We start from the raw sequence: 12,901 nt of genomic DNA on the forward strand, positions 1-12,901 counted from the left end.
CGGGAACCGGTGGACAGTCTCACGCGTTGTGGCGCACGATACTGACCGGAAGGGGTAAGAATGTCTCTGGGTGCCAAAGTTGCCAATCAACTCCCTTATCTACGCCGATATGCGCGTGCGCTGACCGGTAGCCAGGCCGCAGGCGATTCGTTCGTCCGCGCCACTCTTGAAGCCGCGCTGTCCGACAATGATCTGCGCGCAACGATCGGCGAAGGGCGGCCGCAGCTCTACCACGCCTTCAATCGCGTATGGTCGAGTGCCTATGTCGATACGGCCGATCGTTCTTCCGGAATGCTCGGCGATCATGAGGCAGCGGCACAGGAACGGCTTGCCGCAATGACCCCGATCAATCGTCAGGCATTGCTGCTGACCACGCTGGAAGATTTCAGCATCGATGACGCCGCCTATATCATGGATCGCGATCCAGAAGAGGTCGAGCGTCTGGTGCAAGACGCCATCGCCGAAATCGACCGCGAATCAGCAACCTCGGTCCTGATCATCGAGGACGAACCGCTGATCTCGATGCAGCTCGAAGATCTTGTGCGCTCGCTCGGCCACGAAGTCTGCGGCATGGCCGCCACGCGGACCAAGGCGCTCGAGATCGTCGCCAAGGAGCGTCCGGGCCTGGTCCTTGCCGACATCCAGCTTGCCGACGGAAGCTCGGGCCTTGATGCAGTGGATGATATCCTGCGCATCGGATCGGTGCCGGTCATCTTTATCACCGCGTACCCTGAGCGGCTGCTGACCGGCGATCGCCCGGAACCGACTTATCTTGTAACCAAGCCGTTTCAGGAACAGACCGTGCGGACCGCGATCAGCCAGGCGCTGTTCTTTGGATCAAGCCGCCCGCTCGATTGACCCTGACGGCAACGTGGACATTCAAAGGCCGCGCCTGTTCAGGTGCGGCCTTGTCGCATGGCGAAGTCATTCCGCTGGCGTACGGGGATAAGCAGGATACAGCGGACCCCTTCTTCCTCGAAGCGCAAGTCGACCGGATTGCGCAGTTCGTGCGCGACGATCTTTTCGATGAGTTCGGTTCCGAAGCCGCGCTTGCGCCGCTGATCAGCTTCGATCGGCGGGCCGTCACGTTCGACCCATTCAATACGGGCCAGGTTGTCTCCTGCCATTTCCCAGGTCACGCTGACACGGCCGCTCTCGACACTCAGCGCGCCATACTTTGCCGCGTTTGTGGCGAGCTCATGAATGGCAAGGCCGAGCGACAGCGCGTCATTGGGTGCAAGTTCGACGTCGGGCCCCTCGATCACGAGGTGGCGCTGGCTGTCTTGTGCATAGGGCGCGAGCTCGGCGCGGATGACGAGCGATACCGGGGTCGTGCCCCAATCGGATTGGGTCAGCAGGTCATGCGTGGCGGAAAGCGCGCGGATGCGCCCCTCCAGGCTGTCGGCGAAATCGGCCAGACTGGTGGCACGACGACGCGTCAGGGATATGATCGAGAGCACGTTCGCCAAGGTGTTCTTGACGCGATGATTGAGCTCGCGCGTGAGCGAATTGCGAATGGAAGACTGCTGCTCGAACCAGGCGAGTGCGATCCGGTCTTCCGCTGCCTGTTCGGTCAGGATCCGCGCGAGGACCAGAAGCAGCGTGGCCACGAGCAGACCGAACAGCAGCGTCATGACCGACATCGTCGAGAACAGCGGCGTAGCTGGCGCCTCGATCTCAAGCTGGAAGCGGTGACCGGCTATGTCGATAGGACGCCGCACGATCCGCCCCGATACTTGCGTGGGCATGATCGACGCCATCAGGACCTTGCCGGTTGCGTCTTCGTCAAAAAGGCGAATGCCGGCACCCTCAAGGTGGCTGGAATCAATCGAGGATTCGAGAAAGCGCTGCGCGTTGAAGGGCGAATATACGAACCCGCGCAACTTGCGGGCGCCCTCGCCATTTTCAAGCGAGAAAACGGGCATGAACACGAGAAAGCCCAGTGGACCATCCGTCCGGCCTTCCTGCTGCAGCACAACATGCCCCGACGCAGTCGGTTGGCCGGTGCTTTCGGCAGCCTTCATCGCGGTACGGCGCACGACCTCGGAATACATGTCGAAGCCTATGGCGCGCTGATTGCGCACACTGTCAGGCTCCAGAAGCATTACCGGCATCACGAAAGGACGGCCTGGCTCCGGACGTGGACGGACAGAGAAGGCAGCGTTCGAGCCGCTGCGCATTATCGCTTCAACGGTCGGGATGTCGTCGCGGAAGACTTTCATGGTCCAGCCGATGCCGTCCGATCCAACATAGCGCCCATCGAGATGCAACTGCTTGATGAACGTACGGAAAAGCGGCGCCTCGACCATTTGCTGCGTGGCGAAGAGAGCCGCGCTGGATCGCAGGTAGGCGGCATTGGCGTTGGACCGGCGTTCAAGCCCGGATGCGACTGCCTGCGCGGTCTGTTCGGTCTGAGCCGCCTGCTTGCTGTCCTCGGCCTTCTCGATCGCGAAGACGCTGAGCAACGCAACCGCCATGGTCAGGCTGAAGATCCCAACCGGCAGGCCGCGCGGAAACCGCTCGTACCACCGGGGGATCAGCTTCTTCTGGGCGAGAAGCTTCTCCATTGCGCGCCTTGTTCCTCCATAGCGAAAACGACATCCGGAACGATCCCGCTCCTTCCATTGCACCATTCACGCGACAAAGGAATTGCCGACGCGTCGCAGTAAAAACGGGAACCGACAGCAACCCATATCGTTCCACGTCCAAAGGAGCATCTTCGGCCGCTGTCAAAGCGCCGCAGGTGATGTACAAACCGCATCTGCCGCGCCCTCGCGGTCTTTTTTGGATTTTCCCTGGAGGGGGAGGCGTTGTCAGAGCGAATGTCGAAAGAAAAACCGATGAAACCCGGCCAACAGCGTGGGCGGGGTGGCAAACCGCAAACGCCGGAATGGGCAGACGGGCTGAAACGCCTCTACGATTCCGTTGTAGACGAGCCACTTCCCGACAGCTTTGCAAAACTGCTCGACCAGCTTGACGACCCGTCACATGGCTGAGCCCGACCTGTGGCCCAGACCAGCAATCGATCCGGTATCGTTCAAGCGCGAACTGACCGGGGTCATCCCGCATTTGCGCGCCTTCGCGCGCGGTCTTTGCGGCCGCCCTGACCTTGCGGACGATCTCGTGCAGGAAACGCTGCTCAAGGCCTGGGCCGCGCAGGAGCGGTTCGAACCCGGCACGTCGATGCGCGCCTGGACCTTCGTCATCCTGCGCAACGCCTACCTGACCGACATGCGCCGCAACCGTTTTCGCGCCGATTACGACGAAACAGTGGCCGAGCGCATTCTGGTGGCCCCGGCCGCGCAGGAAGGACCAATGCACCTGTCCGACATGCATCGTGCGTTGCTGACGCTGCCCCCCGAACGGCGTGAGGCCCTGCTTCTCGTGGGCGCTGGCGGCTTCAGCTACGAAGAAGCTGCGCAGATCTGCGGTTGTGCCGTCGGAACCATCAAGAGCCGCGTCGGTCGTGCCCGCGCCGCACTGAGCCAGATGATCGAAAGCGGCCAGATCCCGCGCCGCAGCACTGAAGATGCCGTTGCGCACTCGGCGATCATGGGCGAGCTTGACCGCACGGTTCGGGCCGGTCAGCAACACTGACGGCAGGCGCATTCCTGCCACGCTTCCCGATGATTCTGGTGGCAAGACGAAAGCATGACTTGATCGGTCCTATCTCTGCATGGAAGGAGTGATGCATCCTCCAGCCGCAGAGCCGCTCCCAAGGTGAACCAGCCGATCCTGCCTGAACCCACCTCTAATCCACCGGTCGTACAGGCCCTGGAAGACCTGCCTGATCAACGCGCGCGCCTGCAGTCGGCAATTCTGCTGGTTCTCGGGCTCGGCCTGTTTCTTTCACTGCCGTTCGTGCTGTCGATCGGATCGGTGGTATTCCTTCCGCCGGTCACGGCGATGATCTTCACTATCGTGCTGTCGCCGCTGGCTGACCGTCTGACGCGGTGGGGACTGCCCAACATGGTCGCCTCGCTCGTCGCCATTCTTGCACTGATTGCCGTCGTCCTGCTGGCTTTGTTACTGATCCTGCAACCGGCCTTCGTGATGGTGGATCAGGTGCCGACACTCGCGCGCCAAGTCGCCCGCCGCTTCGCCGAGCTGCGCGGCAACCTTTCGTGGATCGCGGACGTAAACCGGCAACTGGCCAAAATCACCGGTCACACCAGCACGCGTGAGGTCGTGGTCGCAAGCCCGTCGGTAATTGAACAGGTCGCTTTTGCGACGCCCAGCGTGATCCTGGAAGTGCTGCTCACGCTGCTGATGACGTTCTTCATGATCGAATCGCGCATCCGCATGAAGCGCCGGATGCTGTTCGACCGCCACTCGTTCAATGCCTCGGTCCGTCTTGCGCGCGTGCTGCGCGACGTGCAGGAACGCGTGGCGAGCTATATCCTGACTGTGGCCGTGGTAAATCTTGGCGTCGGCCTGATAGTGGCGGCGGGCGCCTGGGCATTCGGTCTCAGCGCACCCATCATGTGGGGCGGCCTTGCCTTCGTTCTGAACTTCCTGCCCTACATCGGCCCCTTGATGTTCATGGGCCTGATCGGCCTTGTCGGCCTTGGCACCGCACCGACCGTGCTGATCGGCCTGCTGCCGATGCTCACCTATCTGGGCCTGCATGCGGTCGAATCGAACGTGGTGACCCCTGCCATCCTCGGCGCAAGGTTCACGCTCAACCCGGTCGCGATCCTGATATCGATCAGCTATTTCTCGTGGATCTGGGGCGTGCTGGGCGCGCTGCTGTCAGTGCCGATCCTGCTGACGATATCGGCCCTTCTCGAGCATATCGGCAGGCCCAACCTTGTCGGCTTCCTCTTCGGTGAAGCGCTGTTCGAGCCGGGACGCCTTGTCAGCGCTGACGAAGACGACACCGGCTCGCAAAATCAGGCCACTGGATAGACCCAGTTGCCACCGCGCCCGAAATTCTCGGCCGCGAAATCCCAGTTGAGGTACTGCCCGATCACGGCCTTCAGGTAATCGGGGCGCAGGTTCTTGTGGTCGAGATAGTAGGCGTGTTCCCACAGGTCGACGACCAGCAGCGGCCTGGCATCGCCCGTAGCAAACGTGGCAGCATCGTGAGTCTGCTCGACTGCCAAGGTTTCGCCCCGCGCGAGCAGCCAGACCCAACCTGACGCAAAATGCGCGGTTCCCTGCGCAATGAGTTCGTCGTTCAGCTTGTCCAGCGATCCAAACGATGTGTCGATCGCCGAGGCGAGTTCGCCGCCCGGCACGGCACGATCGGGAGTCATGCTGTTCCAGTAGAATGCATGGTTCCAGCTTTGCGCGGCGTTGTTGAACAGGCCCTTGTCGCCCTTGCCCTGTGCAGCAGCGATGATCTGCTCGAGCGGTGCATCGGCAAGGGCGGTGCCTTCGACCGCCGCATTTGTCTTGTCGACATAGGCCTTGTGATGCTTGCCGTGGTGCGTCTGCAGCGTGGTGGCCGAAATTGCGGGTGCAAGCGCATCGTCGGCATAGGGCAGTGGGGGCAGGATAATAGCCATGATTCAACAACGTCCTTGATGAGAATTCGCGTCGCCAACCAACGCGCGACGCGCGCATCGGTTGCGCCGGCCACTCCCACGCGGCGCGCATTTTCTTCATCCTGTCGGAAGGTTAGCCCGTCGGTTTCGTCCGGCGGTCGACCGCGGCCGTAACCGCCACGTCGAACAGCACATTGCCGACCGTGCGCACAAGATCGGGCAGGACCTCGACGGCGACCAAAAGTGCGAGCGGCGCAACGGGTGCGTTCATTGCAATCGCGATCGGCCCGACCGATGCCACGAAGCTGATCGACCCCGGCAGACTGACCGAGCTCAGGGACACCAGGATCGCCACGATCCAGGCCGACGCGAGCACCATGGGCGAAAGCGGCACCCCATAAAGCGTGGCGACATAGATCGCGACGCCGAGATTCATGACGGGACTGGTCGCACGGAACAGCGCAACGGCGAGCGGCATCACGAATTCGGACGTCGTCTCGCGCACGCCAAGCTTGCGGCACGCGCCGAGCATCGCGGGGAGCGAGGCAAGCGAGGATTGCGTCGAGAGCGCGATCGTCTGCACCGGAAGCATTGCCCGCGCGAAGACACCCAACGGCAGGCGCGCTACCGCCACGGCAAAGATATAGGCACCCACCAGCAGGACCGACCCGGTCAGCAGCAGGATCATCACGTAGTGCGCCAGCGCGCCGATCGCGGCCGCCCCGCTTGTTGCCGCCACTGCCATGCTCAGCGCAAAGACGCCGATCGGGGCGAGCGCCAGAACCCAGCCGATCATCACCAGCATGGCCGATGCAAGTGCGGCGAAAAACGTGGTCATGACCTCGCGCTGGGCACCGGCCAACCGCCCGACCGCCAGTGCAAAGACAGCCACGAACAGGATCATCGGCAACATCCGGTCGTTGGCCGCCGCTTCGAACACGTTGGTCGGCACGATCGAGCGCACGAACTCGACGATGCCCGGCACCGGGCCCGGCTCTGCCGAAGCCAGTGTGGCGCGCAGCGCCGCGCCTGCTTCGGCTGGAATGGGCAGCAGGCTGAGCAGGGCTGGCGTCACCACGATCGCGGTGAGCGCGCTGAACGAGAGCACGCCGAGGAACAAGCCAAGGCTGCGCCGCGCCATTGCACCCGCGCTGGCCATCGCAACCGTCTGGGTGACGCCGGTGAACAGAAGAGCCGCCACGAGCGGCACGATCGTCGCCTGCAGGGCGCGCAGCCACATCTCGCCCACGGGCTTTACCCAGGTTTCGATCAGCGGCAGGGCATCGGGCGCAAGGAATGCAACCGCGAGGCCACCGAGCAGGCCACCGACCAGCCCCACGAAGGTCCACAGCGCAGGAACCTGTGCAATCGGCGGCAGGGCCGTGTTCGAACTTGATTCGGACGATTTTTCGGGGTTCGGTAAGGTCATCTTGAGATGACTTTAGCTATGTGGCGTCCCATAGCAATGCACGACCCCGCGCTTGCGCGGCATGGACAAGAGGGAAGAGCCTTCAAATGGCACGCAAGTTCTTCGGTACCGATGGCATCCGCGGCCGGACCAATGCCGGCGTGATGACTGCCGCCACCGCGATGAAGGTGGGGCAGGCCGCCGGTACCTATTTCCAGCGTGGCGACCATCGCCACCGCGTCGTCATCGGCAAGGACACGCGCCTGTCAGGCTATATGATGGAAAGCGCGATGGTGGCAGGCTTCACCTCGGTGGGCATGGACGTCGTGCTGCTGGGGCCGATGCCGACGCCCGCCGTCGCCATGCTCACCCGCTCGATGCGCGCAGACCTTGGCGTGATGATCTCGGCCAGCCACAATCCTTTCGAGGACAACGGCATCAAGCTGTTCGGACCCGATGGCTTCAAGCTCTCGGACGATGCCGAACTCTCGATCGAGGCCATGCTCGAACAGGACATGGAGCTGGCGGACGCAGCACACGTAGGCCGCGCCCGCCGGATCGAGGACGCGCGCGGGCGCTATATCCACGCGGTCAAGGCCAGCCTGCCCGACAACATGCGGCTCGACGGGCTGCGCATCGTGATCGATTGCGCCAACGGTGCGGCCTATCACGTGACGCCATCGGCGCTTTGGGAACTGGGCGCCGAAGTCATTGCCATCGGCGTCGAGCCCAATGGCAAGAACATCAACCTGAACGTCGGTTCGACCCATCTCGATGCGATCAAGGCCAAGGTACGCGAGACCCGCGCCGATATCGGCATCGCGTTGGATGGCGACGCCGATCGCCTGATCGTTGTCGACGAGAAAAGCCAGACCGTGGACGGAGATCAGATCATGGCGCTGATCGGCTCGCAACTGGCCGCGCGCGGTGCATTGCGTGGCGGCGGCGTGGTTGCCACGGTGATGTCGAATCTCGGCCTTGAACGGCACCTCAACGCGCAAGGGCTGACACTCGAGCGTACGTCGGTCGGTGATCGCTATGTACTCGAACGCATGCGCTCGGGCGGGTTCAATGTCGGCGGCGAACAATCGGGTCACATGATCCTGACCGATCACGCCACGACCGGTGACGGCACCGTGGCCGCCCTGCAAGTGCTCGCCGCACTCGTATCCTCGGGCAAGCCCGCGAGCGAACTGCTCCACCAGTTCGATCCCGTGCCGCAACTGCTCAAGAACGTGCGCTTTGCCGGCGGCAAACCGCTGGAGGCCGCGTCCGTGAAGGAGGCCATCGCCGATGCCGAAGCGCGGCTGGCAGGCAAGGGCCGCCTTGTCATTCGCCCCTCCGGCACCGAACCGGTGATCCGCGTCATGGCTGAAGGCGACGATGCGGGCGAAGTCTCCGAGGTCGTCGACCAGATCTGCAACGCCGTACGGAAAGCCGCCTGATGCTGGACATGCGCCCCGATTGCGAACGCTGCGGCACCGATCTTCCGGCCGAGGCCCCCGGCGCGTTCATCTGCTCGTTCGAATGCACCTTCTGCGCTGAGTGCGCCGACGGTCTGGACGACCGCTGCCCCAATTGCGGCGGTGAACTGATGGACCGCCCGACGCGGGCCAAAGCGCTTCATGTCAAGCACCCGCCGTCCGCCGAGAGGAAATTCGCAGGCTAAGGTTTGCGTCGCATCCTGCGGCGTGCTCAGGATGAACGGGTAGAGGGGCACGGCCCAGCCAGAGAACCGTTCGACCTGAGCTTGTCGAAGGCTGCGCTCTGCCCTAGCCCGGCAGCATGACCCCTTCCCGCATTCTCTCCATCGCAGGTTCCGATTCCAGCGGCGGCGCCGGCATTCAGGCCGACATCAAGACCATCACTATGCTCGGCGGCTATGCCATGACCGCGATCTGCGCCCTGACCGCGCAGGATACGACAGGAGTTCATGCCGTGTTTCCGGTCGATCCGGCGATGGTCGCGGCGCAGATCGATGCTTGCGTCAACGACATAGGTGTGGACGCGGTGAAGATCGGCATGCTCGGTTCGCCCGAAATTGCGGCGGTGGTGGTGGACCGGCTGGAGCGCCTGTCTGTGCCCATCGTGTTCGATCCGGTGATGATCGCCACCAGTGGCGCAGCGCTGGCCGATGCCGCGACGATTGCTGCATTCGAACGCCTGATTGCCATCGCCACGTTGACGACACCCAACGTGCCCGAACTCGTGGCCCTGGGCGGGGACGCGGGCATGCAGGCGCGTGGGGCTACCTACGTCGCCAAGGGCGGCGATGCGGTGGGGGCCGAGGTCATCGATCGTCTCGTCGTGCCTGGTCGTGACGAGAAGGTCTGGACCGCGCCCCGTATCGAGACGCGCCACACGCACGGCACCGGCTGCACCATGTCGAGCGCAATCGCGGTGTTCCTCGCCAGCGGTGCATCGCTGGAGGAAGCGGTCGAGGATGCCCGGGAATTCGTCCGGGCAGCGATGCTTGCCGCTCCGGGCTTCGGATCAGGCCACGGTCCGCTGGGCCATCACGCGGTGCGCTGATCCCACGCTTCGCGGGTGAGCGCGAAGTACACGCTGTCGCACCACTGGTCTCCCACCAGCCATGTCCGCGCCTGCCGGTGCGTTTCGACAAAGCCCAGCCGTTCGAGCAAGGCGATCGAGGCAAGATTGCGCGGATCGACATCGGCCTGCACGCGCAGCAGGCGATGGACGGTAAACCCGCGCGCGATCACCGCAGCCACCGCTTCGGAGGCGAGCCCTTGCCCCCATACCGAAGGGTCGAACAGGTAGCCAAGATCGGGAAAGCGGTAGAACCCCGCCTTGCCGATCACCCGCCCCTGATACTCGACGATGAAATCCTCGCCCAGCGCAGGCTCGATGGCGGCCATGTTGGCCAGCCACTCGCGCGTCTCTTCCTCGCTGCCATGGGGTGGGGTGGACCAGTAGGCCATCGCCCGTGGTTGGCGCATGATCGCGTGCATCGGGCCGTGGTCTTCGGTCTCCCGGACGCGTCGCAGCACCAGCCGGGGCGTTTCGATCATCGCTTCAGTCGCAGTCCAGATCGTAGAATTTGACGATGTGCGCCCAGGCATCGTCTGCCGTCTCAACGACCGTGAACAATTCGAGATCTTCGAAGTTGATCACGCCTTCCTCGGCCAGCGCCTTGAAGTTGACCACGCGGTTCCAGTAATCTCCGCCGAACAGCAGAATCGGGATCGGCTTCATCTTGCCGGTCTGGACCAGCGTCAGCAGCTCGAAGAACTCGTCGAACGTACCGAACCCGCCCGGGAACACCGCCACGGCGCGGGCACGCAGCAGGAAGTGCATCTTCCGCAGCGCAAAATAGTGGAACTGGAACGAAAGATGCGGCGTGACGTAACTGTTGGGCGCCTGCTCGTGCGGCAGGACGATGTTCAGGCCGATCGATTCGGCGCCCGATTCCTGCGCACCGCGATTGGCGGCCTCCATGATCGAAGGCCCCCCGCCCGAGCAGATCACGAACTGGCGCTTACCGTCTTCGACGATCCCGCACTTGCTGGCGATCTGAGCCAGCTTGCGCGCTTCCTCGTAGTACTGCGACTTGGCGACCAGCCGCTCGATGACCGCCTTGCGCTCGGGCGTCGTAGCCGTGGCGAGCGCTGCTTCGGCCATGTCTGGCGAAGGGATGCGGGCCGAGCCGTACATCACCAGTGTCGATCCGATCGCCGCCTCGTCCAGCAGCATGTCGGGCTTGAGCAGTTCCAGCTGGAACCGCACGGGCCGCAGTTCCTCGCGCAGGAGAAAGTCCGTGTCGCGGAATGCCAGCCGGTACGCCGGGTCCTGCTGCTGGGCAGTGGTTCTTGTTTGGCTCTCTACAAAACCAGCTTCCTGCTCGGCCTTGTAGAACTTGCGCTTGGTCAGCTCGTGCTGCTTTTCTTCTTCAGTCATGGCCCAACAAGTCGGGCCAGACGAGCAAAAGCGCAAGGGGGATCGCCACCTCGGCGCTTGGGGTGTCCTGCCATGATCGCCCGCCAGCCCATGCATCCCGACTTCGCGCTGGCTCCCTCAAGCCGCCTCGATCCTCAAGGCGTGATAGCTGAATGGCATTCTTCCAAAGCACACCCCTAGACTTCGCGTTCATCCCCGCGCAAAGCTTCACGGATGTGGCAACTCTACCAATTTCCCTTGTGCCCCTTCAGCCGCAAAGTGCGGCTTCTGCTCAGCGAAAAGGGCGTCGCCTACGATCTCGTGCGCGAGAATCCGTGGGAGCGGCGCGAGGCGTTCGGGCGGCTGTCGCCGGCCTATCGCACGCCCGCCGTTCACAACGAGGAGCGCGGCATCAGCCTCGCCGACAGCCGGGCGATCTGTGAATACTTCGAGGAAACCGTCGACAAGACGCCGATGATCAACGGCACGGCGGTGAACCGCGCCGAAATTCGCCGGCTTGTCGCGCTTTTCGACGAAAGCTTCTACGCCGACGTCACTGGCCCACTGCTCGACGAGCGCATGAAGAAGCGCCTCGTATATCGCAGCCCGCCCGATAGCCGGCTGCTGCGCGATGCCATGCGCCTGGCCGACGAGCATCTCGACTACATCGACTACCTGATCGACAATCGCCCCTGGCTGGCCGGAGCGACGATGAGCCTGGCCGACCTTGCTGCGGCGGCGCAGATCTCGGTCGCCGATTACCTTGGCGGAATCGACTGGTCGGGACACGAACAGGCACGCGGCTGGTATTCGGTGTTCAAGAGCCGTCCAAGCTTCCGCCCGCTGTTGGCAGAACGCATGGACGTCATCCAGCCTCCAAGCCACTACGCCGACGTCAACGCCTGAGGCTGTCAGCCGCGAGGCGTTGTCGCGCGGTTCGCAGCGCGAGCCGGTATGGCCTCAGGCCGTCTTGGCCCTGGCGCCGAAACGGCCGAACTTGCGATAGCGCGTCATCCAGCGGTCAAGGAACAGGCCCATCGGGCGAGGGCTGACGCCGAGCGCCTCGATGCCGGCCAGCGTCCCGCTTGCCACATTGCCTGCAGCAAGCAGCTTCCACTGGTCGCTGGAGATCGGCGCGCCGGGCAGCCAGCCCGTCAACGCCGCGATCGCGCCCGAGACCGCATCCGGCAGTTCGGCCAGCAGAGGCGAACGGCCGGCGGATTTGGCGATGCGGCGATTGAGCTCGCCCATCGTCACGACTTCCGGCCCGGCCAGCTCATAAGTCTTGCCGCCGTGCGCGCCGGTATCGGCAAGAGCATTGCCCACAGCCTCGGCGGCATCGTCGACAAACACCGGCTGCAGCTTAGCGCGAGGACCGAAGACGGGCAGAACCGGTAACGTCGCGACAAGCCCGCCGAACATGTTGAGAAACTTGTCGTCTTCACCGAACAGGATCGAAGGGCGCACGATCGTGGCCGTCGGGAACGCGGCGAGCACAGCTGCCTCGCCCTCGGCCTTGGTCCGGGCATAGGGCACGTCCGAAGCCGCATTTGCCCCGAGCGCAGAAACATGCACGAATGCGCGTGCTCCCGCATCCTTCGCTGCCAGCGCCAGCCGTCCCACGCCCGTGCCCTGCAGCGCATCGAGATCGCCCGTAAACGCACCCACGAGGTTCACTACCGCATCGACGCCGGTCAGCGCCACGGTCACCGTGTGAGGCTTGCGCACGTCGACCGCAACAAACTGCGTCTGGCCGAGACCGCCGAGTGGCTTGACGCGGAAGGCTCGCTCGGGGTGGCGGCTGCACACGCGCAGACGCGCGCCGCGCGCCAGGAGTTCCTGCGCGAGATGGGTCCCGAAGAAGCCCGTCCCGCCGACCAGCGCGACCAGCATGCCATCAAGATCGCGCGTCCTGCCCTGTGTCATCTCAAGCCATCCTGCAAATTGCGATGTCCGCCCGCAAACATGGGGCGCCATGCCTCGCCTTTTGCACAGCAGCCCCGCCGCTTTCAATGCCGAACATCGGACGCATCACACGGCGCGAAAAAAAGAGTCTGCCGATAGCGACTTTGCCCCGTTGACACCCCGCGTGGCGTGTCCTAGTGGC

14 protein-coding genes are annotated in these 12,901 nt (G+C 63.7%); 8 read left to right on the plus strand and 6 right to left on the minus strand.

The window, feature by feature from the left end; genetic code table 11:
• Positions 1 to 60: 60 nt before the first annotated feature.
• Positions 61 to 858 (plus strand): response regulator, encoded by a 798-nt coding sequence (locus AC2A04_RS15755; RefSeq protein WP_484213308.1) that lies wholly within the window; start codon positions 61 to 63, stop codon positions 856 to 858.
• A gap of 38 nt (positions 859 to 896) precedes the next feature.
• Here the strand turns inward: AC2A04_RS15755 and AC2A04_RS15760 are convergent, their stop codons facing one another.
• Positions 897 to 2,567, minus strand: a complete 1,671-nt coding sequence (locus AC2A04_RS15760) for a CHASE domain-containing protein (protein ID WP_484213309.1) — start codon at positions 2,565 to 2,567, stop codon at positions 897 to 899.
• Between the two features lie 273 nt (positions 2,568 to 2,840).
• On the opposite strand from AC2A04_RS15760, the gene AC2A04_RS15765 reads away from it, so the two are divergent.
• From AC2A04_RS15765 to AC2A04_RS15775, 3 genes are all read left to right on the plus strand, one after another.
• A complete protein-coding gene (locus AC2A04_RS15765) occupies positions 2,841 to 2,996 on the plus strand; it encodes a NepR family anti-sigma factor (protein WP_311508361.1) in 156 nt (51 codons plus the stop codon).
• On the plus strand, positions 2,989 to 3,597 hold the full coding sequence (locus AC2A04_RS15770) for a sigma-70 family RNA polymerase sigma factor (protein WP_484213310.1): 609 nt from the start codon (positions 2,989 to 2,991) through the stop codon (positions 3,595 to 3,597). The genes AC2A04_RS15765 and AC2A04_RS15770 overlap by 8 nt, the downstream gene beginning before the upstream one ends.
• A gap of 123 nt (positions 3,598 to 3,720) precedes the next feature.
• Positions 3,721 to 4,908 (plus strand): AI-2E family transporter, encoded by a 1,188-nt coding sequence (locus AC2A04_RS15775; protein ID WP_484213311.1) that lies wholly within the window; start codon positions 3,721 to 3,723, stop codon positions 4,906 to 4,908.
• Here the strand turns inward: AC2A04_RS15775 and AC2A04_RS15780 are convergent.
• Both AC2A04_RS15780 and AC2A04_RS15785 read right to left on the minus strand, forming a co-directional pair.
• A complete protein-coding gene (locus AC2A04_RS15780; protein WP_484213312.1) occupies positions 4,893 to 5,510 on the minus strand; it encodes a superoxide dismutase in 618 nt (205 codons plus the stop codon). The genes AC2A04_RS15775 and AC2A04_RS15780 overlap by 16 nt on opposite strands.
• 112 nt (positions 5,511 to 5,622) lie before the next feature.
• A complete protein-coding gene (locus AC2A04_RS15785; protein WP_484213313.1) occupies positions 5,623 to 6,918 on the minus strand; it encodes a dicarboxylate/amino acid:cation symporter in 1,296 nt (431 codons plus the stop codon).
• Between the two features lie 86 nt (positions 6,919 to 7,004).
• On the opposite strand from AC2A04_RS15785, the gene glmM reads away from it, so the two are divergent.
• From glmM to thiD, 3 genes are all read left to right on the plus strand, one after another.
• Positions 7,005 to 8,342 carry a phosphoglucosamine mutase gene (gene glmM / locus AC2A04_RS15790; protein ID WP_484213314.1) on the plus strand — a complete coding sequence of 446 codons (1,338 nt, stop codon included), beginning with the start codon at positions 7,005 to 7,007 and terminating at the stop codon, positions 8,340 to 8,342.
• A complete protein-coding gene (locus AC2A04_RS15795) occupies positions 8,342 to 8,566 on the plus strand; it encodes a DUF1272 domain-containing protein (RefSeq protein ID WP_484213315.1) in 225 nt (74 codons plus the stop codon). The genes glmM and AC2A04_RS15795 overlap by 1 nt, the downstream gene beginning before the upstream one ends.
• Positions 8,567 to 8,682: 116 nt before the next feature.
• Positions 8,683 to 9,429: a bifunctional hydroxymethylpyrimidine kinase/phosphomethylpyrimidine kinase gene (thiD, locus tag AC2A04_RS15800; RefSeq protein WP_484213316.1), complete on the plus strand. Its 747-nt coding sequence runs from the start codon at positions 8,683 to 8,685 to the stop codon at positions 9,427 to 9,429.
• Here thiD and AC2A04_RS15805 read toward each other — a convergent pair.
• Complete coding sequence (locus AC2A04_RS15805; protein WP_484213317.1) at positions 9,414 to 9,929, minus strand: GNAT family N-acetyltransferase; 516 nt, start codon at positions 9,927 to 9,929, stop codon at positions 9,414 to 9,416. The two genes, thiD and AC2A04_RS15805, sit on opposite strands and share 16 nt — an antisense overlap.
• Before the next feature lie 4 nt (positions 9,930 to 9,933).
• On the minus strand, positions 9,934 to 10,815 hold the full coding sequence (locus AC2A04_RS15810) for an LOG family protein (RefSeq protein WP_484213318.1): 882 nt from the start codon (positions 10,813 to 10,815) through the stop codon (positions 9,934 to 9,936).
• Positions 10,816 to 11,028: 213 nt separating this feature from the next.
• Between AC2A04_RS15810 and AC2A04_RS15815 the strand changes: the two genes are divergently transcribed.
• A complete protein-coding gene (locus tag AC2A04_RS15815) occupies positions 11,029 to 11,700 on the plus strand; it encodes a glutathione S-transferase family protein (protein WP_484213319.1) in 672 nt (223 codons plus the stop codon).
• Positions 11,701 to 11,754: 54 nt separating this feature from the next.
• Here the strand turns inward: AC2A04_RS15815 and AC2A04_RS15820 are convergent, their stop codons facing one another.
• Complete coding sequence (locus tag AC2A04_RS15820; RefSeq protein WP_484213320.1) at positions 11,755 to 12,720, minus strand: complex I NDUFA9 subunit family protein; 966 nt, start codon at positions 12,718 to 12,720, stop codon at positions 11,755 to 11,757.
• Positions 12,721 to 12,901: the final 181 nt, after the last annotated feature.

It is taken from the genome of Novosphingobium sp. HNCC26DJ243 (assembly GCF_057180545.1).